Origin of the sequence: Nitrospina sp. P1_D6, assembly GCF_052156615.1 — a bacterium.
In the GTDB taxonomy this organism is placed as follows: Bacteria; Nitrospinota; Nitrospinia; order Nitrospinales; family Nitrospinaceae; genus Nitrospina.
This window is the reverse complement of sequence record NZ_JBQKUN010000010.1, coordinates 1-21270: the sequence shown is the minus strand read 5'-3', so window position 1 is coordinate 21270 and position 21270 is coordinate 1. Positions and strand designations below refer to the sequence as shown.

Annotated in this window: 19 protein-coding genes; 5 read left to right on the top strand and 14 right to left on the bottom strand. The window is 57.8% G+C overall.

Annotated features, from left to right (window positions below; genetic code table 11):
* Positions 1–98: 98 nt before the first annotated feature.
* The 9 genes from ACTRXA_RS13615 to ACTRXA_RS13575 form a co-directional block, all read right to left on the bottom strand.
* Positions 99–884 (bottom strand): tetratricopeptide repeat protein, encoded by a 786-nt coding sequence (locus tag ACTRXA_RS13615; RefSeq protein ID WP_442427715.1) that lies wholly within the window; start codon positions 882–884, stop codon positions 99–101.
* On the bottom strand, positions 881–1270 hold the full coding sequence (gene panD, locus ACTRXA_RS13610; RefSeq protein ID WP_005009469.1) for an aspartate 1-decarboxylase: 390 nt from the start codon (positions 1268–1270) through the stop codon (positions 881–883). Before panD ends, ACTRXA_RS13615 begins: the two co-directional genes overlap by 4 nt.
* Positions 1252–2118, bottom strand: coding sequence for a pantoate--beta-alanine ligase (gene panC / locus ACTRXA_RS13605; protein WP_442427714.1), 867 nt, complete (start codon positions 2116–2118; stop codon positions 1252–1254). The genes panD and panC overlap by 19 nt, the downstream gene beginning before the upstream one ends.
* Positions 2119–2137: 19 nt before the next feature.
* Entirely contained in the window at positions 2138–2989 is an 852-nt protein-coding gene (gene panB, locus ACTRXA_RS13600; protein ID WP_442427713.1) for a 3-methyl-2-oxobutanoate hydroxymethyltransferase, read from the bottom strand.
* 242 nt (positions 2990–3231) lie between these two features.
* Positions 3232–3870 carry a deoxynucleoside kinase gene (locus ACTRXA_RS13595; RefSeq protein WP_442427712.1) on the bottom strand — a complete coding sequence of 213 codons (639 nt, stop codon included), beginning with the start codon at positions 3868–3870 and terminating at the stop codon, positions 3232–3234.
* Positions 3871–3927: 57 nt separating this feature from the next.
* Complete coding sequence (locus ACTRXA_RS13590) at positions 3928–4293, bottom strand: response regulator (protein WP_442427711.1); 366 nt, start codon at positions 4291–4293, stop codon at positions 3928–3930.
* A gap of 63 nt (positions 4294–4356) precedes the next feature.
* Positions 4357–6300: a GAF domain-containing protein gene (locus tag ACTRXA_RS13585; protein WP_442427710.1), complete on the bottom strand. Its 1944-nt coding sequence runs from the start codon at positions 6298–6300 to the stop codon at positions 4357–4359.
* Between the two features lie 25 nt (positions 6301–6325).
* On the bottom strand, positions 6326–7795 hold the full coding sequence (gene glgA / locus ACTRXA_RS13580) for a glycogen synthase GlgA (protein ID WP_442427709.1): 1470 nt from the start codon (positions 7793–7795) through the stop codon (positions 6326–6328).
* 1 nt (position 7796) lies between these two features.
* The gene (locus tag ACTRXA_RS13575; protein WP_442427708.1) at positions 7797–8801 is read right to left on the bottom strand and encodes a galactose-1-phosphate uridylyltransferase; all 1005 of its coding nucleotides are present in this window, start codon (positions 8799–8801) and stop codon (positions 7797–7799) included.
* A gap of 193 nt (positions 8802–8994) precedes the next feature.
* Between ACTRXA_RS13575 and coaBC the strand changes: the two genes are divergently transcribed.
* On the top strand, positions 8995–10200 hold the full coding sequence (coaBC, locus tag ACTRXA_RS13570; protein WP_442427707.1) for a bifunctional phosphopantothenoylcysteine decarboxylase/phosphopantothenate--cysteine ligase CoaBC: 1206 nt from the start codon (positions 8995–8997) through the stop codon (positions 10198–10200).
* A gap of 31 nt (positions 10201–10231) precedes the next feature.
* On the opposite strand, the gene ACTRXA_RS13565 is transcribed toward coaBC, so the two are convergent.
* On the bottom strand, positions 10232–10987 hold the full coding sequence (locus ACTRXA_RS13565) for a formylglycine-generating enzyme family protein (RefSeq protein ID WP_442427706.1): 756 nt from the start codon (positions 10985–10987) through the stop codon (positions 10232–10234).
* Between the two features lie 287 nt (positions 10988–11274).
* Between ACTRXA_RS13565 and ACTRXA_RS13560 the strand changes: the two genes are divergently transcribed.
* The gene (locus tag ACTRXA_RS13560) at positions 11275–11682 is read left to right on the top strand and encodes a hypothetical protein (RefSeq protein WP_442427705.1); all 408 of its coding nucleotides are present in this window, start codon (positions 11275–11277) and stop codon (positions 11680–11682) included.
* 12 nt (positions 11683–11694) lie between these two features.
* Here ACTRXA_RS13560 and ACTRXA_RS13555 read toward each other — a convergent pair whose 3' ends face one another.
* Positions 11695–12495, bottom strand: a complete 801-nt coding sequence (locus ACTRXA_RS13555; protein WP_442427704.1) for a cyclase family protein — start codon at positions 12493–12495, stop codon at positions 11695–11697.
* A gap of 109 nt (positions 12496–12604) precedes the next feature.
* On the opposite strand from ACTRXA_RS13555, the gene ACTRXA_RS13550 reads away from it, so the two are divergent.
* Entirely contained in the window at positions 12605–15091 is a 2487-nt protein-coding gene (locus ACTRXA_RS13550) for a heavy metal translocating P-type ATPase (protein ID WP_442427703.1), read from the top strand.
* On the opposite strand, the gene ACTRXA_RS13545 is transcribed toward ACTRXA_RS13550, so the two are convergent.
* Both ACTRXA_RS13545 and ACTRXA_RS13540 read right to left on the bottom strand, forming a co-directional pair.
* On the bottom strand, positions 15092–16108 hold the full coding sequence (locus ACTRXA_RS13545; RefSeq protein ID WP_442427702.1) for an FAD:protein FMN transferase: 1017 nt from the start codon (positions 16106–16108) through the stop codon (positions 15092–15094).
* Positions 16109–16115: 7 nt separating this feature from the next.
* Positions 16116–17876 (bottom strand): chloride channel protein, encoded by a 1761-nt coding sequence (locus ACTRXA_RS13540; protein WP_442427701.1) that lies wholly within the window; start codon positions 17874–17876, stop codon positions 16116–16118.
* Positions 17877–18119: 243 nt separating this feature from the next.
* Between ACTRXA_RS13540 and rpe the strand changes: the two genes are divergently transcribed.
* On the top strand, positions 18120–18767 hold the full coding sequence (rpe, locus tag ACTRXA_RS13535; RefSeq protein WP_442427700.1) for a ribulose-phosphate 3-epimerase: 648 nt from the start codon (positions 18120–18122) through the stop codon (positions 18765–18767).
* A 28-nt stretch (positions 18768–18795) separates the two neighbouring features.
* Here the strand turns inward: rpe and ACTRXA_RS13530 are convergent, their stop codons facing one another.
* Positions 18796–20778 (bottom strand): tetratricopeptide repeat protein, encoded by a 1983-nt coding sequence (locus ACTRXA_RS13530; RefSeq protein ID WP_442427699.1) that lies wholly within the window; start codon positions 20776–20778, stop codon positions 18796–18798.
* A 357-nt stretch (positions 20779–21135) separates the two neighbouring features.
* Here ACTRXA_RS13530 and tatA point away from each other — a divergent pair.
* Positions 21136–21270: twin-arginine translocase TatA/TatE family subunit (gene tatA, locus ACTRXA_RS13525; protein ID WP_442427768.1), on the top strand; the 135-nt coding region annotated here is incomplete at its 3' end.

Genomic DNA, 21270 nt, shown 5'->3' with positions numbered 1-21270 from the left:
GCTTTTCAAAAAAACATTCCCGTTTCGGCCCAAAAAATGAAGGGATGAAATATCTCCTGTTTTGGAGGGCAAACGGATGCGGAAACTGGAAAGGACCCTCAGGCCAGCTCGATGCCGTTTTTGCGCAGGAATTTGTAGGCCTCGTCGATCCAGCGGCGCTCTTTTTCCAGCTTGTAGTCCGGAAGGTCTTTCGAGGAGCCGATGATGCTTTTCATGTAATCGATGGCTTCCTGCTTCTTGCCACGCTTGTCGAGCAGTTTGGCGTAGTGGTAGTACGCCTTGAAGAAATGGTAGGAATTGATGACCGCTTCGTAGGTTTCGAGGGCCTTGTCTTCCTGCCCGGAAAGGCGGTAACACTCGGCAAGCCCGAAGATGGCGTTGCCGTAATCGAACTTCTTGTCGATCTCCACCAGCTCCTCGAGCACCTCGGCGGCCTCGGAGAAGCGGCCCTGGCCGTAGTAGCACTTGGCGAGACCGTAGCGCGCCTCGTTCATTTCCGGATCGCGCTTGACTGCCTCCTGAAACGGCTCGATGGCCAGGTCGTATTTCTTCTGTTCGAGGTAAATCTGGCCGAGCTTTTCGTAGTGGTAAGCCTTGTCGTATTTGCCGATCAACTCCTTGAGTTGCAGGGTCTCTTCCGTGTCCAGTTCCTTGCGCGGTGCGCTGGGCTGGAAAAACGTGGACCTGCTTGTGCTTTGTTGGTCAGCTCCGTTGCCGGACGGCGCGGAAACCCGGTTTTTAACCGCAAAGAAGTAGGCAATGGCGCCCACCGGCATCAGCACGATCATTACGATGATCCAGACGAAGTGCTCCTTGCGGTTGATGCAGTCGATGCACATGTATGTGGTGAAGATCAGCGAGGCGATCCAGAATATTTCCGTCATGAAAAAGCTTTTTCAGAAAAGGCCAAGGCCCCCTGCCTTTCAACGACCTGATTGGATTCGTTCAGCAGAAGAACTTTGGGTTTGTAATCATTACTCTTATTTACGCTCATCATACCATAAGCGGCAATTATAATGCGATCATTTCTCTCCACCATCCGGGCGGCGGCGCCGTTGACGGAAATCCGGCCCGAATTACGCGGTCCGGGGATGACGTAGGTCAGAAAGCGGTTGCCGTTGTTGATGTTGTAAATATGGACCTGTTCGTAGGCCAGGATGTCCACCTCGTCCATCAGGTTTTCATCGATCTCGATGCTTCCTTCGTACTCGATGTCGCGGTCGGTGACCGTGGCCCGGTGGAGCTTCGCGGTCAGCATGGTTCTTTGCATGGCACTCTCTCAATCAAACAGTTATCGATCAACCTGGCTTTCCCGACGAACACCGCCAGGGCCACCAGGGCCTTGTCATGAATGACTTCCAACTCCTCAAACGTGTCTGCATCGCAGACCGATACGTAATCGATGCGCGCATCGGGGTACGGGGCGAACACGGATTCGATTTCCCGGCGCAGGAGGGCGACGTCGGTTTCCCCCGCCTCGACGCGCTCCCTCGCCATCTGGAGAGCGCGGTTGAGGGACAGCGCGGTATCACGCTGAGCCGCACTCAAATACTGGTTGCGCGAGCTTTTTGCCAGCCCGTCCGCCTCGCGCACAATGGGACACCCCACAATTTCCGTGTCCAGGTCCAGGTCCTTCACCATGCGGCGGATGACATGCAGCTGCTGGCGGTCCTTTTCGCCGAAATAAGCCGTATCCGGCTGGACGATATGAAACAATTTCAACACCACCGTGGTCACCCCCTGGAAGAATCCGGGACGGCTTTTGCCGCACAGGTGGTCGGTGATGCCCTCGACGGTCACCGTGGTCTGGAATCCTTTCGGGTACATGAGATCACGCATTGGCAAGAACACCGCATCCACCCCCAGAGGCTCCAGCAGGTCGCGGTCAGCCTCCCAGTTGGCCGGATAGGTGTCGAGGTCCTCGCCGGGACCGAACTGCTTCGGGTTGACGAAGATGCTGACCACGGTGAGGTCCGAGTCGGCGAGCGACCGTTGGACCAGACTGAGGTGCCCTTCGTGCAGGGCCCCCATGGTGGGGACCAACCCGAGGGAGCGACCTGCGCTCCGGGCCCTTTGAGACCACGCTTTCATGTCCGCGATGGTGCGAAGGATTTCCATGATGTCGTCATCCGGGGATTCAGGAGGAACCCTGGTTGCCCGCCTCCCTGAGAGGTTTGCGTTTCAGGTTGTAGGTGTGTTCGGCGGTGGGGAAGGCGCCGGTCTGCACCTCGTCCACATAATCGCGGAGCGCGCCCTGTACCGCCTCCCCCAGTTCGGCGTAGCGCTTGACGAATTTGGGGGTGAACTCCTGGTTGAGGCCCAGGAGGTCGTTGAGCACCAGGATCTGTCCGTCGCAATCCTTGCCCGCTCCGATCCCGATGGTGGGAATGTCGACTTCACTGGTGATTTCGGCAGCCAGTTCCGCCGGAATGGCTTCCAGCACGATGGCGAACACCCCGGCCTTCTGCAAGGCCAGCGCGTCCTTTTTGATCTGGCGCGAGTCGTAGTAATTCTTGCCCTGCACGCGGTAGCCGCCGAACTGGTGGATCGACTGCGGCATGAGGCCGATGTGGCCCATCACCGAGATACCCGCATCGACCACGGCACGGATGCGGTCGGCGAACTTCTGGCCGCCTTCCAGTTTCACCGCTTCGGCGCCGCCTTCCTGGATGAAGCGGCCCGCGTTGCGGATGGTTTCCCCGTCGGAGACGTGGTACGACATGAACGGCATGTCCCCGACCACCAGCGCGCGGCCGGTGCCCCGGCGCACGGCACGGGTGTGGTGGATCATTTCGTCCATCGTTACCGGAAGCGTGGTGTCGTATCCCAGTGACACCATGCCGACGGAGTCACCCACCAGTACGAGATCGATGTCAACGTCATCCAGCAGGCGCGCCATGGAGTAATCGTAGGCGGTGACGGCGGTGATTTTGCGTCCGGTCTTTTTGCGTTCGACCAAGGCCGGCAGGGTCATGCGTTCGGTGTTCATGGGAACCCACTTCAAAAAAGCCGGGATTCCGGGGACCGGACAGGTCCCAGAGACAGGGAGGGGGCGCACCCGGTACACCGCTCCAAATTGAAACGCCCCAGGTCTTGTGGTGACCATGGGGACGATGAGGGCGTTCGGGTGTCGAAAGGTTGCAACGCTTTTTGGTTTGAAGCCCCCTCTCTCAGGGGGTCTCCGACCGCGTATGGCCTTTTGCTACTCGGTGTCGCTCCGTCCCGGTCTTGTCAGGATCCAAGCGGATTGTAATATTCTCGACCTATTCTATGATTATTGATCTTTTGAATCAACTCCTTGAGATCGATTTTTTTGTCAACGATATCGATTTTATTGGTGTTCACCACGAGAAGGGGCGTTTCCGTGTAATAAAAGAAGAAGTTATTGAATGCCCGATTGACTGAATCGAGGTACTCGTAGTCGATCAACTGCTCGTAGTCGCGGCCGCGTTTCTCCACACGGGTGAAGAGGATGTCGGTGTCCGCCTGCAGGAAAATCACCAGGTCCGGCTTCGGGATCTTGATACGCACCAGGTTGTAGATCTGCTGGTACAGCGTGTATTCGTGGTCCTTGAGGTTCAACTGGGCGAAGATGTGGTCGCGCTGGAACAGGTAGTCGGTGACGACGACGCTGCTGAACAGGTCGCGCTGGGCGAGTTCCCGGTACTGGTTGAAGCGGCTCAGTAAAAAAAAAACCTGGGTCTGGAAGGCGTTGGCTTCGCGGTCCTGGTAGAACTTGTCGATGAAGGGATTGTCCTCGTCCACCTCGAGCACCAGTTTGGCGTCGAATTCCTGGGCCAGCCTTCTGGCGAGCGTGGTTTTCCCCGCGCCGATGCCGCCTTCAATTGCGATGAACCTGGGTTCGTTCATGAGATTGGGGTTCGAGAGTGGGTTCCCGAAAGGCGCCGCGGGTGGACGCCGCCTGCCCTAGGAACCGAAACTGAGCACTTCCTTGATGGTCAACTTGAGTTCCCGTAAATCGGCCGATTTCACCACGTACGCTTCCGATGCCCACACCTGGAAATCCTGTTTGTACGTTCCGTACGCCGAGCAGAGGATAATGGGGATGTTTTTTTTCTGCTCTTTAAGGAGGCGAAGGAAATCGATACCGTTCATCCCGGGCATCTTGATATCCAGCGTGATGAGATCGGGTTCCTGGCCCTCGATCATCTTCAATGCCTCTTCGGCACTCCGGGCACAGGCCACTTCATAGCCTTCATCCTGCAACTCTTCCTTGTAGAGGAGGCGGATGTTGTCTTCGTCGTCGACGACGAGAATTTTCTTTTTGGACATGAATTGCGACGGTTATGGAATGCAGGGAGCCCGGTGCGGGCCGCTTTCCGGGTTTTGGATCAATCAGGTTTTATTATAATTGCTGATTTTTTGCAACGGTAAATAAACGTAAACGGTGACACCCTTGTTGATGTTGTTATTGACATGCAGGGTACCGCCATGCTCCTCAATGATGCGCCGGGAAATGGACAACCCCAGCCCGGTGCCGGTTTCCTTCGTGGTGAAAAAGGGATTGAAGATGTTTTCGAACAATTCCGGTGGAATGCCTCCGCCGGTGTCCTCGATGCACAGGGTCAACGAATCCTTGTCTCCTTCTGTTTGCCCGGCCCGGAGACCCCGGTAGGTGGACACAGTCAGGTGGCCGTCGTGCGGCATCGACTCGATGGCGTTGAACAGCAGGTTCATGATGACCTGCTTGATCTTCTTTTTGTCGATGTAAAGCTCCACGTCCGGGTCCATGAGGTTCTTTTTAAAGTCGATGCTTCTTTCCTCAATCCCGACTTCGAAAAAGTCGATCACCTCGCACACCAGTTCGTTGAACCGGCACGGCTCGACTTCGAGTTCTTCGGCTTTCGAGTACAGCAGAATATCCTGCAGCAACCGCTCCAGACGTTCGGTTTCATTGACGATGATGCTTGCATACCGGTACAACCCTCTCAGGTCGGAAAGGGGGGGCATCGTACCGTTTTCCTGGTCCTTCAGGTCTCCGATGCGGTCCCGCAGCCTGCGTGCAAATCCGCCAACGGAGACGAGTGGATTTTTGATCTCGTGCGCGACCTCCGCCGACAACTCTCCCAGCGCCGCCAGTTTTTCGGACTGGATCAGCTGTTCCTTGGTGCTCAACAGTTCGCGGTTGGATTCCAGAAGCTTGTTGACCAGCCGCGAGTTTTCGATGACCCATCCCAGGTGCGTGGCCAGCCGGCCGACCAGTTGCAAATTGGAATCGGTGATGGGTGCGTGGTTGTACAGATTGTCAACGAGCAGCACCCCCAGAACTTCCCGGTGGGGCATCAGCGGCACCGTTGCGAAACTCGGCGATCCGAGGGCCTCGGCCAGGTCTCCCGGCACCAGCTCGTCGTTCGACGTGTCGTTGACAATGTAGGGCCTTTTATTGAGAGCGGTTTCCGACAGCACATTACCCGAAGACAGCGGAAACTTGAGCGATCGCGCGTAATGGTTGAGTCGGGTGTCACGAAATCTTTCCCAGTGGGGATTTTCCAGCAGGCGGGTGAGGGTGAACTCCCCGTCCTCCGAGAGCTCGCGCCAGATGCGCCCGGCTTCTTCCGCGGAGTCGGGCCCCAGTCCCATGTACCCGACAAGGTGGCCCGTTTTATCATCCAGTAAAAACAGGATGGCGCGGTTGAATCCCCCGGCCCCGCCAAACGTGATGCCGGTCATGAGAATCCAGATGCGGTGGTCGAGCTTGGGGGTTTCCTGGACTGCGGTGTTGATGGTGTAGAGGAGGGTCTGTTCGCCAAGAAGGGCCTGGCTCTTCTGGTATTCGAGGGCGTTGCGGATGCACCCGGTGATCTGTGCGGAGAGGGTTTCCAGAATGGACACTTCGGTTAATGTGAACTGGCGACGGTCAAGGGTGTGCACGTTGATGACGCCGATGCACTGGTCGTGATCGACGAGCGGCACTGACAGCATGGACGGAAATTTTTCTTCCTCGATCTCGGGAAAGTAAACGAAACGCGGGTCCTGCATGGCTTCGCTCAAAGCCAGCGCCGTCTTGTTCTGCGCCACCCATCCGGTCACGCCGCGGCCGGGTTCCAGGTAGATGCGCGTGGCGGCGGAGGGGGGCAGGCCGCTGGTGGCTTTCAGTTTCAACCGCACCTCACCGGAATACGATTGCTCCATGAGGTAAATGGAACAGGCGTCGATGCGCATTTTATTCTTGATGATTTCGATGGTCTGCCCGAGGATTTCGTCCAGATTGAGGGGGGAAGTGGAAATGCGGGCGATCTCGCGGAGAACTTCCAGTCCTACGATGCTGTCATCCACCATATGCATGTCCCCAGGACCGGCGTGGTCAGGTTTCTCGGAGTGTTTTCCGGTAAAGTCGGATGTATTCCGTGGCGGCGCGTTTCCAGCTCAGGTTCTGCGACATGCCATTCTGCATCAGGCGGCGCCATTGCGTCCGGTCGGCAAACAGTCCGGTCGCTTTGCGGAGGGATTGCAGGAGGTATTTTAATTCAAAGCGGCGAAAATTGAAACCGGTACCGCGGCCGGATTCGGGATTGAAATTCTTCACCGTGTCCGCCAGTCCTCCCACCGAGCGGGCCACGGGCACGGTGCCGTAACGGAGCGCGTACATCTGGGTCAAGCCGCAGGGCTCGTACACCGACGGCATGAGAAGCAGGTCGCTTCCGGCAATGATGCGGTGGGCCAGTCCCTCGTCAAAAGCCAGCCTGCAGGCGAACCGTCCGGCATGACGTTTGGCCTGTGCGGTGAAGAATGCCTCAAACGGCGGATCGCCGACGCCGAGCAGCACGAGGCCGACGCCTTCTTTCATGATCTGGTCGAACCCCTCCTGGACGAGGTCAATTCCTTTCTGCCAGGACAGGCGGGTCACCATCGCCACAAGCGGTTGCCGGGCGGGAACCTTCAACGCCAGTTCTTTAAGCAAGGCCTCCCGGCACAGAGCTTTGCCTTTAAGGTTTCCCGAATCGAACGGCGCGGGGATCCATGGATCGTTTTCCGGGTTCCATTCTTCGTAATCCACGCCGTTCAAAACACCGTAAAGGTCTTCCTTGCGGTCCCGAAGGATTCCGTCCATCTGAAACCCGTTTTCGGCCAGCAGGATCTCCTGCCGGTAACGTTTGCTCACCGTGGTCAACAGGTTGGAATAAACCAGCCCCGCTTTTAGAAAACTGAAGTGGCCGTGGAACTCCAGACCCTGCGAGTGAAACGCGTCGGCAGGCAGGTGAACCGTGGACAGGGCGGAAGCATCAAAGTTTCCCTGGTAACCGAGGTTGTGGATGGTGAACAGCGTGCGCGTGTTTTTGAAGAAAGGATCGTGCTGGTAAACGAGTTTCAAATAGGCAGGCACCAGCCCTGCCTGCCAGTCGTGACAGTGGATGATATCCGGCTGAAACCGCGTGGCCTTGCACCACTCGAGTGCCGCCCGGCAAAAAAAGGAGAAGCGCGACGCGTTGTCCGGGTAATCGGCTCCCCCTTCACCGTACAATCCCTTGCGCCCGAAATAAAAGTCGTTTCCGATAAGGTAAAGCGGGACCCTGTTTTGCAGGTGCGCCAAATGAAGGGTGGCCTGGGGATTGGCGATGCCCACCGGTATGGAGAGGGTGCGTCCCGTGTTCTCGATCCCATTCCGGTGAAGTGCCGGTGTGATCGAGGAATAGTGGGGAAGCACGCAGCGCACGTCATGCCCCAGCCGGTGGTGTGCCAGGGGCAGGGCGCCGCAGACGTCCCCCAATCCTCCGGTCTTGGCGAAGGGATGCGCCTCGGCGGCGACGGACAGGATCTTCAGTGGGCGCGCCATGTCACGGGTGCACGGTGCACGACCTCAGAATATCGGCGGCCTCCTCGGGGCTCACGGGGTTGATGTGAAACCCGGTTCCGGCCTCGAATCCCGCCAGCTTGGTGAGCTTCGGCATGATCTCGATGTGCCAGTGGAAGTACGTGCTGTGTTTACTCTGGACGGTCGAATTGTGCAGGACGAAGTTGTACGGCGGCTGATTGCAGACCATGCGCAATTTCAAAAGCACGTCCTTTAAAATGTTTGCCGCCCCTGCCAGCGCTTCCGTTGAATCGTGCTCAAAATGGGCGGAATGGTATTTCGGCAGAATCCAGGTTTCAAAAGGAAACCGCGGGGCATAAGGACAGACGGCGATGAAGTCATGGTTCTCCATAACTACCCGGCGGCCGTCGCCCCGTTCCTGCGCGATGATGTCGCAGTAAATGCAGCGTTCCTTGTATTCATAATGCCGCCTTGCCCCGTCCAGTTCTTCCAGCACCAGCTCCGGCACGATGGGGAGCGCCACCAGCTGGCTGTGCGTGTGCTCGAGCGTCGCTCCCGCCGCCTCGCCGTGGTTTTTGAACACCAGGATATAGCGGAACCGCGGGTCGCGTTTCAGGTCGACGATGCGTTGCTGGAACGCCCACAACGTTTCCTGCACGGCGCGTTCCGGCAGTTCTTCGAGCGCCACTTCATGGCAGGGACCCTCGATGATCACTTCATGGGCGCCGATGCCGTTCATCTTGTCGTACATCCCTTCACCAACGCGGTCGATGCCGCCCTCGATGGTGAGGGCGGGGTACTTGTTGGGAACCACGCGGAGCGACCAGCCGGATTCGTTCGGCCCCGATCCATTCGGCCGAAGGGCCAGGATCTCCTGCGGGGTCTTGCCTTCGTTGCCAAGACAAAAGGGACAGAATCCGGCCTGGGAGTTGACCGTCGGGCTGGCAAAATCCGCAGGACGCTTGCCGCGCTCCTGGGCGATGATGACCCACCGGTCGACGATGGGGTCCTTCCTCAATTCAGGCATATCCGGTTTCGTTCTTTCTTTTTTCACCAGCCATGATAATGGTCTGAATACTAAGCAATGGCCCTTCAAAAGTCAATTTTAGCCGCCGGTTTTTCGTCGCTGGTGAGATTTCCGAAAACAATTGAATGACAAAGGCTTGCAAACTATAATCGAGGCACAACCGATCATCATAGCTTAAGGGCGGAATGCGGACATGAGTTCTCCCATGGCAGGCAAAAAAATCGTGCTGGGCGTCTCCGGCGGCATCGCCGCCTACAAGGCGGTGGAACTGTTGCGCCTTCTGACCAAGGCAGGAGCGGAGGTGTACGTGGTGATGACCGAAAACGCCAAGCAGTTCATCACGCCGCTCACCTTCGAGGCGCTTTCGGGCCGCCCGGTGTACCACAAGATTTTCGATTCGGAACGGTCGGCGTCGATGGAGCACATCCGTTCAGCGGAAAATGCGGATTTGATGGTCGTCGCCCCCGCCACCGCCAACACGATCGGCAAAATGGCCAACGGCCTGGCCGACGATCCGCTTTCTACTTTATACGCGGCGTTCCCGGGCACGGTGATCGTCGCACCTGCCATGAACGATCAAATGTGGGCGAATCAAGCGGTGCAGGACAACCTGCTCAAATTAAAAGTGCGGGGCGTCGACGTGGTGGAACCGGACTCGGGCGAGCTGGCCTGCGGGGTCATCGGGCTGGGCCGTCTGGCCGAACCGCAGGTCATTTTCGATGCGGTGTGGAAACGGTTGGAGCAGAAACAGGACTGGGCGGGACGCCGCGTGCTGGTCACCGCCGGGCCCACGCGCGAGCCCATCGACCCGGTACGCTTCATCACCAACCATTCTTCGGGCAAGATGGGGTATGCCATCGCGGAGGAAGCACAAAAGCGGGGCGCGGTGGTGACGCTCATCAGCGGCCCGACGTCGCTTGGCACCCCCGCCGGGGTGGAGGTGGTCTCCTGCCAGCGTGCCTCGGAGATGCGCGACCTGGTAATGGAACATTTGGAAAGTTGTGATGTGCTGGTGATGACGGCGGCGGTGGGGGACTTCGCTCCCGCCGACATTCAAAAGGAAAAGATCAAAAAATCCGGCGACCAGCCTCTGTTGCTCAATCTGCAACCGACTCCGGATATTTTAAAGGAAGTGGCCGCGAAGAAAACGCATCAGACGGTGGTGGGGTTCGCCGCAGAAAGTGAAAACGTGGTGCAGAGCGCGCTCGACAAACTCCAGCGCAAGCAACTCGACCTTATCGTGGCCAATGACATCAGCGCACCGGGAATCGGGTTTCAATCCGACTTCAACCAGGTGCAATTGATCCGTGGGTCGGACAACATCGAAACCCTGCCGCGCCTGCCGAAACGGGAAATAGCGGGCATCCTGCTCGACCGCATTCGCGACCTTTCCAAATAGCCCGGCGCTTAGCCGTTGTTCACCGTTTTCTTCATTTTCCGGAATTGTCTTCCGTCGTCTGCGGGGATTCTTTCTGCGTCACGCTTTTCGCGCACCGGAAGCCTACGGAGTCCTGCCTGAGCGTGGGCACGGTCGCGTTTCTGTAACTCAGGCGCACGTCCTCCGCATTGTTGTGCCAATGTCCGCCACGAATGACTTTATACATTCCCCGATCCGGCCCTTGTGGATCTTTCTTCGGTGAGAACAGATAGTATTCCGCAAAGTGCCAGTCCTTTACCCATTCGGCAACATTGCCGGAAAGATCGTACACCCCGTAAACGGACTTGCCGGCTTCATACGAACCGACGGAGGCGGTTTTGCCAACGGTGTTGTTGAAGTTCAGTTTGTCGGGAGTCGGTGCCGAGTCTCCCCACGGGTATTTGATCGTGGCGGTTCCTTTTCCCGCCTTTTCCCATTCCGCTTCGGTAGGCAGGCGTTTGCCCTTCCATTGGCAAAAGGCTTGCGCCTCCTTCCAGGTGATCCCCACCACCGGTTGCTTGGGCTGATTGAATTCGTGATCGTTCCAGTAGCGCGGGGGCTTCCCATGCTCTTTGGCTTTCATGAATTCAAAATACTCTTCATTTGTCACTTCGTGAATATCGATGTAATAAGCGCTCAGATAGACATCGTGCGCCGGGTCTTCCGGACCCAGCATATGGCGGTCACTCTGAAAAATACCGGTAGGATCGAGTTCCCTCAACGAGTGCATGCTCCCCATGACGAATTCGCCCTCGGGAATGAGCACCATGCCTTCTGGCGGCCGGGGTGCTTTGGTTTCAGCAAAAGCAGCGGCCACCGGGAGGGCGATCACTGAAATAAGGATAATGCATATTATGGATACTGCGGTTGTTTTGAATTTCATAAGTTCGGGCAAATCAGTAAAGGTTGCGGGGTGTCGCGCCGGGGCTGAGGGGAGTCCGCCTATCAGGATTGACACGTAATTTTAATGGGTATAGAATCGCTTTACCTCATTATAAACAAAGATGCTTCCGGTGCCGACAGGTTTTCGGGCCGCAGGCGGATTGCGGGACCCGCGTGGACAAGCCCAAAAAAGAACCCATTGCACTGCATAACCGCCAGGATTACCGGTTGTGCCTCAATTGCGGCTTCCCCAATCGCCAGGCGGACACGGCTTGCATGTATTGCAGCGCCAGCCTGGTTGAGGACAACGGATTTTTCTCGTGGCTTCGCCAGAGTTACTACATTCTGCGCTGGCGTTACCAGTTGCGCCAGAAACGGGAAAACCTGAAGCGAGGTCACCGGGGCATGACCTGGGGCAAGGGGCTTGGTTATTTCAGCCTGGGCATCTTTTTGAGCTTCACCGGGGTCTACTTCTTCTCCCATTCCATCACGGAAAATTCCTTTTCCAACGGACTCATCGCCCTGCTTCTTCTTGGGTACGGCGTCTTCACCCTGCGCGGCCTGTTCCGCAACAAACAGTAAATTACAAAGCATTTACGGAATTTCTGCCACTATGCGGAGTGGCGCGCCACTGCCGCCGCCGATTTTCATCGGAAGCGCGATGACGCGGAAACCGCGTGCGGGCAGGGTGCCCAACCGCGCCAGGTTTTCAAATCCCGGCACGTTGGCCGCGCCGAACACACGGTGGGCCTTGAATTCCCTGGATTGGCCGAAATCGAGGCTCGCGGTGTCGAGTCCCACTGCCACCACGTTTCTTTCTTTGGTCAGAAACCGGGCGGCACCCTCGCTGTAACCGGGAAAATGCAGGTTGTCCGTGTCGCCCGGCTGGTCGGTTCCGAGGTACCGTTTTTTGTTCGGCCAGCGGGTGTCCCATCCAGTCCGCACGAGCACGATCGATCCTGCCTCGATGCGCCCGTGTTGGGCCTCCCACTGTAGCAGGTCTTCGCTGGAGATCAGGTAATCCGCATTGCCGTTGACCTGTGCACTCAGGTCCACCATCACACCGGGGGCGATCAACCGGTCCAGGGGAATGGCGTCGGCGGTCCAGCGTCCTTTTGCGAAATGCACCGGGGCGTCCATGTGCGTGCCGCCGTGCTCCGCCGCTTCAAAATTGTTGGCCTCGTACCAGTAATGATCGTCCACCAGTCCCTTGTGCACCTCGGACAGGGCGAACGGCTTGCTGGTGGGCCAGTAGATGGTGGTCTCGTCGAACGGGTGGGTCAGGTCCGCCAGCCGGGAGGGGGACACCGGGGAAGACGGCGCCTGCGCGCACCCGGCGATCCATAGTACAATGAAAATGAGCACTCCGTACCATCGGCGTTTCAAATCAAGCATTTTGGGGTCTCCCAGACCGGGGCCAAAAAATATTTGTGGACGGACCGTATCCAACCCACACGCGGCAACATCTCAAAGGAACCAACTTCCTTTCAAAGGATACGACAAAATGCCAGATACGAAAACTCAAGAGAGCAAGAGCCTTTCGTTACCGATACAGGGAATGAGTTGCGCCAGTTGTGCCGCGCGCATTGAGAAAAAGGTGGGCGAGGTGCCGGGGGTCAGCAAGGTCAGCGTCAATTTCGGGGCGGAACGGGCGGCAGTGGATTACGACCCGGAAACCGCCACGCCCGACGCGATCATTTCCACTATTCAGAAAATCGGGTTCGACGTGCCGTCGGTGCAGAAAACGTTTCCCGTCGAGGGCATGACCTGCGCCTCGTGCGTCGGGCGCGTGGAGAAGAAACTGCGCGGACTCGACGGCGTCGTCGATGTGAGCGTCAACCTCGCCAGCGAACGCGCCACGGTGAATTACATGGAAGCCAGAGTGGGCCTGCCGGATTTCCGCACGGCGCTGGCGGACATCGGCTACTCCGTGCCCGATGTGGAATCGGAAGCAGAGACGGCAACGCAGGAAGCGGAAGAGGCCAGGCACCAGCGCGAGTACCGCGCGTTGCAGTTCAAGTTTGCATCGAGCTTGGGATTGGCTGTCGCCATCATGACACTGGGCATGACCGGTTGGGTTGAAAACACCTCGACTCTCCACTGGTTGTTGTTCGTGCTGGCGACGCCGGTGCAGTTCTGGGGAGGCTGGCAGTTTTACAAAGGCACATGGGCCGGACTCAAACACGGGTACGCCGACATGAACACGCTGATCGCCGTCGGCACCACGGTGGCCTATGCCTACAGCGTCGCGGTGACCGTTTTGCCTGAACTCGCCGCATCTTTCGGCACGGAACTGGCGGTGTATTACGATACGTCGGCGATGATCATCGCGCTCGTGCTGATGGGCCGCATGCTGGAGGCGCGGGCGAAAGGACGGACTTCCGATGCCATCCGCAAGCTCATGGGCATGCAGGCCAGGACGGCACGAGTCGAGCGCAACGGTGAAGAGCATGATCTCCCCATCGACCAGGTGGAGGTGGGCGACATTGTCTCCGTGCGCCCCGGCGAACGGGTGCCGGTGGACGGCACCATCACCGAAGGGCAGACCGCGATCGACGAGTCGATGATCTCCGGAGAAAGCGTTCCGGTCGAAAAGAAGGAAGGCGACGATGTGATCGGCGCCAGCATCAACAAGACCGGCTACTTCAAAATGAAAGCGACGCGGCTGGGCAGGGACTCGGTTCTGGCCCACATCATCCGCATGGTGCAGGAAGCGCAGGGATCGAAGGCACCGGTGCAGAGGCTGGTGGACAAAGTCGCGGGCGTTTTCGTGCCGGTGGTCATCGGCATCGCGCTGGTGGCATTCGGCTTCTGGTGGCTGGCGGGACCGTCGGTGGCGGCTTTGCCCACCGAACCCGGACTGTTCGCCATGATGATTTTCATCTCGGTCATGATCATCGCCTGCCCGTGCGCGTTGGGCCTGGCGACGCCGACGGCCATCATGGTTGGCACCGGGAAAGGCGCGGAGATGGGCGTGCTCATAAAGGGCGGCGAGACGCTGGAGCAGGCACAGAAACTCAACACCATCGTGTTCGATAAAACCGGCACGCTCACCGAAGGCAAACCGGTGGTGCGCGATGTGTGGGTTGCGGAAGGCGCCGGCCTGAACGAGGACACCCTGTTGATGTACGCGGCGTCCCTGGAGAAGGGGTCCGAACATCCACTGGGTGTGGCCATCGTCGAGCACGCGAAAGAAAAAAACGTGTCGTTGAAGTCGACGGAAGGATTCGAGGCCCTGCCGGGATTCGGTGTGAAGGCCAAAGTGGACGGACACGACGTCGCCCTCGGCAACCTGCGCATGATGCAGGATGCGGGACTCGATGTGGAGGCCGTGCGCGAGAAAGCGGAGACGTTCGCCGGCGAAGGCAGGACCGCCATGCTGGTGCAGGTCGACGGCCGCATCGTGGGGATCATTGCCGCCGCCGACCGCGTCCGGCCGGAATCGAAATCCGCCATCCAGAGTTTGAAACAGCGCGGGCTGGAGATCGTGATGATCACCGGCGACAACCAGAAGACCGCCGAGGCAGTGGGCGGGGAACTCGGTATCGACCGTGTGCTGGCGGAGGTATTGCCCGCCGACAAGGCCCAGCAGGTGAAGCGGCTCCAGGATGAAGGCCGCTTCGTGGCGATGGTGGGTGACGGCATCAACGACGCGCCCGCACTCGCGCAGGCGAACATAGGCATCGCCATGGGATCGGGCACCGACGTTGCCATCGAGACCGCCGACATCACGCTCATGACGCACGACCTGAACGCGGTGGTGGACGCCATCGAGCTCAGCCGCCGGACCATGAGCAAGATTCGGCAGAACCTGTTCTGGGCGTTTTTCTACAACGTGCTTGGGATTCCCATTGCGGCGGGGGTGCTGTATCCCTTCAACGGTGTGTTGCTGCAACCGATGTTCGCGGCGGCGGCGATGTCGTTCAGCTCCGTTTCCGTGGTCAGCAATTCCTTGCTGTTGAAACGGTTCACCTCCAGCCGCAGTACGTGATCAAAACGCATTCATCGCGAACTGCGGCAGTTTGCTGAAACCGGAGCTGAAGTGCGCGGCTCCGGTTTCATCGATCACCATCACTTCCGCGTTGTCCATCGACTCGATCCACTCAATCCCTTTCTCTTTTCCCATGATGAACACCGCCGTGGACAAGGCGTCGGCGTCCATCACGGTGGGGGCCATCACCGTAACGGAGATGGGTCCCTCCGCAGGCAGGCCCGTTGCGGGATTGAGGATGTGGTGATACCGGGTCTCGCCTTTCATGAAATAGCGCTGGTAATCGCCGGAGGTTGCAACTCCCTGGTTAGCAAGCGCAAACGAAGCCAGCACGCCCTGCGGTTTGCGGGGATGCTGAAGGCCGATCACCCACGGCTTATTGCGCTCGCGCTGGCCGAAGGCATAGAGGTCGCCCCCGGCGTTGATGATGCCGCTCGGCACCAGTCCTTTCAGAATCGTTATGGCGCGGTCCACCGCATACCCCTTGGCAATGCCGCCCAGGTTGATCGCCATGCCTTCGCGCGCCAGCCGAACCGTGTTTCCCTGGATGCGTATGTCGCGGAAGTTGACGAGGCGCGTTGCGGTTTTGAGTTGTGCTTGTGAGGGCACCGTCTCGCCGCCGCCGTCGAAATCCCAGGCCTCCACCAGCGGGTGGATGGTGATGTCGAAGGTACCCATGGTTTTATCGCCCCACGCGATGCCTGCCTGAATGATCTCCAGCACCTCCTCGGATACCGGAACGGCCTCTTTTCCTGCCGCGTCATTGATGCGCGAGATTTCCGAGTCGGCGATATAGGTGCTCATCAGCTTCTCGATGCGACTCATTTCGTCGAATGCCTGGCTGGTCGCGGCCTGCACCACGTTTTCGTCGGCGTTAACGACGGTGATTTCCACCAGGGTGCCCATGATGAATTGGGTGCGGCGCACGGGTTCGGCCGTGCTGGACTGCGAGCAGGCAGCGCCTGACAAGGCGATGCACAACAAAATACATATGAAGAACAAGCGAGCAGGAATCATGACCATTTCAGTTTTCCATGTTTTGAATTAATTTTTCACGGTTGTACACCGCTTCCACGTCGACACGGTCGAGCATGCCGAGAATCTGGTTGGGATCGCTCACGCCGACAACGGGAATCTGATCGACGTCGAGTTCTGTGAACTTTTCCAGGGCTTCGTTCAAATTATTGTGCGGCACCAGGGTCACCGGGTTGGGTGTTGCGAGGTCCTTTGCGGTGAGCGTGTCTTTGTTCACCGTGCCGTCGGGATTGAGAACGGCCTCGCGGATGTCACTGAACGCGAGGATTCCGGTCAGTTTTCCTTCGGCACTCAGCACCGGGTAATGCAGGTCGCGCACCTGTGCCACACGATCGACAATTTCCTTGAATGGTGTGTTTTCATCAAAAATAACCGCTTCCTTGTTCATGACATCACGAACATAGATGGCACGGAGAACCGACACCAGCCGACCCTGCTTGAGATCCACGCCTTTGTTGAGCAGGGCCTGAACGTACAGCGAATGTTTGTTAAAACGGCGCGACGTGTAGGCGGCGACGATGCAACACACCATGCTGGGCAGTATGATGGTGTAGTCGTTGGTCATCTCGAACAGAATGAGGATGGCGGTCAGAGGTCCCTGGACCACGGCGCTCGCGGTCGCCCCCATGCCGACGAGGGCATAGGTTTCGCTGGTGGCGGTCCATTCCGGAAGCAGGCCGTGGACCGCGAAGCCGAACGTGGCGCCCGTCATGGCGCCAACAAACAGGCTGGGCGAAAAAATGCCGCCGATGCCTCCCGAACCCAAAGTGATCCCGGTCGCCAGAGTTTTGCCGAAAATGAGGAGAAAGGTCAAGTACCAGATCAATTCTCCATTCAGCGCCTGCTCGAGGATGTCGAATCCGTTTCCTTTAACCTGTGGCAGGGCAACGGCGAGAAGCCCGACCAGCAACCCGCCCAGTGCGGGTTTCAGGATGACCGGGATGTTTTTCTTTTCTTCAAAGCGTTTCTGGATTTTGAAATAGGTCCAGGTGAACAATTGCGCCGCCAGTCCGCACAGTACGCCGAGGATAAGATAAAAGAATATCTCCCAGGGCGTCACCACCTCATGCACCGGCGTCAGAAACGTCAGTTCGTTGCCGTGCAGCGCGCGGCCGGTTACCGTTCCCAATACGGCCGCGATGACAATGGGGCTGAAAGACTGGATGGCGTACTCACCAAGGATGATTTCCATGGAGAAAATCACGCCCGCGAGCGGCGCATTGAATGAGGCGGCGATGCCTGCCGCCGCGCCACAACCGACGAACACGCGCAGGCGGTTGGTGGACATCCGGAACAGTTGCCCAACCAAAGACCCGATGGCGGCGCAGATCTGAACCGTGGGCGCGACGCGTCCCGCCGAACCGCCGGAGCCGAGCGTGATCGACGATGCGGTGGCGCACATGACGATGGTGCTTCCCGGCACCTTGCCGTCACGGAGGGCCATCGCTTCGGTCACTTTATAGATGCCGTTTTCCTCCATCCTTTTAGGCAACCACTTCCAGCCGCAACCGATAATCAGTCCCCCCAGCATGGGCATGAGCGGAAGGAGCCACGGCACCACCGACTCGGGCACGCCGCTCAGAATGCCCGAAGAAGAAAACACGCGTTCAAAAAGTTCGATCATGCCGCGGAACAGTGTGGAGGCCGCCCCCGCCAGCACACCGATGACCGCCGCGAGGATGAGGAGGTTGTATTCCTTCGCAAAAAACTGCCGCGTGCGCTCGGTAAATGCCGTTGTTTCCGCTGCCATGCAATTGGGTAGTTGCACCGGTTACGTGTCAGCCGCCTGGGCCATCGCGAAATCGGTTGAATTAAGCGTGATCGCCCGGGAAAGGGCGTGGGGCGGGGGAAGCCGATTGCCCGGCCATGCACATTGTGCTATGCTCAAAACCGTTTTGGGACCCCCAAACCCGCCCGGTCATTCCTACTGGTCAGCCTGCCGTGGCATTCCACTATAACGTATGTTGAACGAATTGAATAGGTTGAGGTGACTATGGTGAAAATTGCACCTTCCATTCTGTCCGCCGACTTCAGCCGTCTCGGAGAAGAGGTGAAAGCGGTTGAGAAAGCGGGCGCGGACTGGATTCATGTCGATGTCATGGACGGCGCGTTCGTGCCGAACATCACCATCGGCCCCCCGGTGGTCGAATGCCTGCGCAAGGTCACAGATTTGCCGCTCGACTGCCATCTTATGATCGAAAATGCGGACAAGTACATTGCCGATTTCGTTTCCGCCGGAGCGGATATCATCTCCGTTCACGTGGAGGCGTGCCCGCATCTCCACCGCACCGTTCAAACGATCAAGGAACACGGAATCAAGGCGGGGGTGGTTCTCAATCCTGCGACAACGCTGTTCGCACTCGATGAAATCATCGAGGACGTGGATATGGTTCTATTGATGTCGGTGAATCCGGGATTCGGCGGGCAGAAATTCATCCAGCAGGTGCTGGGAAAAATCCAGCTGCTCCGCAACACGCTGGACCAGTCGGATGCGGACATCGATGTCCAGGTCGATGGGGGAGTGAATCCGGAAAACGTGAACATCGTGAAAAAAGCGGGAGCGAATGTGATCGTCGCCGGTTCCGCTATCTTCAACGCACCCGATTACAAAAAAGCCATCGACGCCCTGCGAAACAATTGAGTGGGGTGAGGGAGCGCTTTTTTCTTCCTTATCTTTTCAGAAACTGGAACAGCCGTTCGATGAAACCGCCGGATTTCTGGTGCTTGCGCGCCTGTTGTACGAGGGTGCGTGTCTCCGCCAGGGTGGGATCGAGCCGTGTCGCTTCCTGAAACTCATTTTCCGCTTCCTGGTTTTTCATGCGCGCTTCGTATACCAGTCCCAGGTTGAAGTGCGCGAGCGGATAGGTGGGATCCCGTTGCACCGCCTCCTTCAATGCCTCTTCCGCCTCCTGCAGGCGGTTGCGGGCGAAGCGGGCAAGACCGAGATTGTTCCAGATCTGCGCGTCGTCGGGGGAAACCTCCAGCGCGCGCCGGTAAACGGTCTCTGCCTCATCAAACCTTCCAATGCGGTCCAGCACCAGCCCCAGGTTGTACAGGGCGTTGATGTCCTCCGGCGCATGCAATAAAGCCTCGCGCAGCAGGCGTTCCGCCTCTTCGTAGCGTTCTTCCTGTGAATAAAGCAGGCCCAGGTTGTTGCAGACCGAGGCGTTGTCCGGCTGCAGGTGCAGGGCTTTGAGATACGCCGTCTCCGCGCTTCGCGGGTCGTCCAGGTCCTGATGGGTGACACCGAGATAAAAATAATGCACCGGCTCGTGCGGGTCGAGTTCGGACGCCTTGAGAAATGCCCTCAGCGCCGCCTGCGGGTTTCCAGATTCAAGATGAACGGACCCCAGCTTGCGCCAGGCGAACTGGTTGTCCGGTTCCTGGTCCAGCACGTTGCGGAGATGTTGTTCCGCCTGCAGGAAATCTCCTTCGTCTTCCAGAATACAGGCCATCCCGAAATGGGCCTTGGCGTGTCTCGAGTCCAGTTCCAGCGCCTGCCTCAAATAAGGAATGGCCTCCTCACTGCGTCCCAGGTTGGAGTACAGGTTGGCGATGTTGACAAGGGCTGAGAGGTGCTGTGGGTTCAACCGCAAGGCATGCAGGTAATGGTCTTCCGCTTCCTGGAAGCGGTCCAGATCTTCATACACCAAACCCAGGTTGAACAGGGGAAGGGGATTGTCCGGCTCCAGAGCAAAGGCCTTCCGGTAGATTTCGATGGCCTCCTCGTACCGCTCCATTGACGAAAGACTGTTTCCAAGATTATTGTAAAAAGAAGCGTTATCAGGTTCCCGTTGCAGGCACGCGCGCCACTCTTTCTCGGCCTGCTCAAACAGACCGCTCTGGAAATGAATGAGTGCCAGACTGTGGCGGGCGTCCACGGAGTTGGAATCAATGGCGAGCGCCTTGTTGATGGCGCTTTCCGCATCGTTCAAGCGATCGGTGTCGACATACAGGTTGCCCAGGCTCACATGGGCCGCTTCGAGTTTGGGATCGAGAAACAAAGACTCCTGAAATTCCTGCTCCGCTTCTTCAAACCGGCCGAGATGATGATACAGGTTGCCCAGCTCATGGTGCGTGAACGCGGAATCCGGATTGAGACGCAGGGATTCCTTATAAGCTTTTTCGGCCAAATCATATTGCTGGTGATCAAAGTAAAGGTTGCCCAGATTGTAATGGGCCTGGTCGTATTCCGGGTCCAACCGCATTGCGGTTTCAAAAGCGGTGCGAGCCGACTCGAAATCCTGCCGGCGGGCATGCAGCAGTCCGAGATTGTTGTGCGGCAGGGCGTAGTCCGGGTCGATCTCCAGCGCTTTCAGATATTCGCGTTCTGCTTCCTCCCAGCGTTCCTGGTCGTGGTACAGGCTACCCAGGTTGTTGAGCGTGCGCGAATTTTCCGTGTCCAGTTTCAGGCTGGCCCGGTAATATTTCTCGGCGTCCGGGTAGCGTTGCTGTCGGTGACGTACGATGCCGAGACCGAGCAACGCTTCTGCGCAATCGGCATCGTATCCGAGGGCCTGGTTGTAATGCGCCTCCGCTTCTTCGTACCGACTGAGTTCGACGTAATAATCACCGAGGTCGCAATGCGGGTCCGGGTCGCCGGGGTTCTGCCGGATGATTTGCTTTAAAGATTCTTCTTCCTGAAAGTTCATGGAAACAGGGCGTCCTGCGGCAATGCGTGATTCATGTGTCGTTGTGACCTTAGCTTTCTACTTGAATTGTATCCAAACTTTCAACTTTTTATGAGTGCAGGGGGGCAAAAAAATGGCCCCGCCGGGAAACCGGGTGGAAATCCCGCTGTTTTCTTCTTGGGAAACACTCAGACGAATCCAGGGGAAAATTGCCGGGGGCCTTTCGGAACAATTCCTTACAGGGGTCATGGTTTGTCCTTGTCAGTGTCAGTAAAAACAATGTAAACTGTGCTAACTCAACAGGTTCAACCCTCGCCCAGGTTCGGGAAGGGTGTGGCCGGTGCAGAACCATTAAATCTCCACGGGAGGAATCGAATCATGATGGGAATTGGGTTTCCGGAACTGATGATCATTCTGGTCATCATTATGATTATTTTTGGCGCGGGAAAACTGCCCGAAATTGGAAGCGCCTTCGGCCGGAGTATCAAAAATTTCAAGACGTCAATGAAGGAA

Bases quoted from the DNA above. Each gene is read 5' to 3' on its own strand.
- rpe (WP_442427700.1), top strand. From the start codon at position 18,120: ATGGTGAAAATTGCACCTTCCATTCTGTCCGCCGACTTCAGCCGTCTC.
- coaBC (WP_442427707.1), top strand. From the start codon at position 8,995: ATGAGTTCTCCCATGGCAGGCAAAAAAATCGTGCTGGGCGTCTCCGGC.
- ACTRXA_RS13550 (WP_442427703.1), top strand. From the start codon at position 12,605: ATGCCAGATACGAAAACTCAAGAGAGCAAGAGCCTTTCGTTACCGATA.
- ACTRXA_RS13530 (WP_442427699.1), bottom strand. From the start codon at position 20,778: ATGAACTTTCAGGAAGAAGAATCTTTAAAGCAAATCATCCGGCAGAAC.
- ACTRXA_RS13540 (WP_442427701.1), bottom strand. From the start codon at position 17,876: ATGGCAGCGGAAACAACGGCATTTACCGAGCGCACGCGGCAGTTTTTT.
- panD (WP_005009469.1), bottom strand. From the start codon at position 1,270: ATGCAAAGAACCATGCTGACCGCGAAGCTCCACCGGGCCACGGTCACC.
- panC (WP_442427714.1), bottom strand. From the start codon at position 2,118: ATGGAAATCCTTCGCACCATCGCGGACATGAAAGCGTGGTCTCAAAGG.
- ACTRXA_RS13615 (WP_442427715.1), bottom strand. From the start codon at position 884: ATGACGGAAATATTCTGGATCGCCTCGCTGATCTTCACCACATACATG.
- ACTRXA_RS13545 (WP_442427702.1), bottom strand. From the start codon at position 16,108: ATGATTCCTGCTCGCTTGTTCTTCATATGTATTTTGTTGTGCATCGCC.
- ACTRXA_RS13595 (WP_442427712.1), bottom strand. From the start codon at position 3,870: ATGAACGAACCCAGGTTCATCGCAATTGAAGGCGGCATCGGCGCGGGG.
- ACTRXA_RS13590 (WP_442427711.1), bottom strand. From the start codon at position 4,293: ATGTCCAAAAAGAAAATTCTCGTCGTCGACGACGAAGACAACATCCGC.
- panB (WP_442427713.1), bottom strand. From the start codon at position 2,989: ATGAACACCGAACGCATGACCCTGCCGGCCTTGGTCGAACGCAAAAAG.
- glgA (WP_442427709.1), bottom strand. From the start codon at position 7,795: ATGGCGCGCCCACTGAAGATCCTGTCCGTCGCCGCCGAGGCGCATCCC.
- ACTRXA_RS13565 (WP_442427706.1), bottom strand. From the start codon at position 10,987: ATGGTGCTCATTCCCGAGGGCGAATTCGTCATGGGGAGCATGCACTCG.
- ACTRXA_RS13575 (WP_442427708.1), bottom strand. From the start codon at position 8,801: ATGCCTGAATTGAGGAAGGACCCCATCGTCGACCGGTGGGTCATCATC.
- ACTRXA_RS13585 (WP_442427710.1), bottom strand. From the start codon at position 6,300: ATGGTGGATGACAGCATCGTAGGACTGGAAGTTCTCCGCGAGATCGCC.
- ACTRXA_RS13555 (WP_442427704.1), bottom strand. From the start codon at position 12,495: ATGCTTGATTTGAAACGCCGATGGTACGGAGTGCTCATTTTCATTGTA.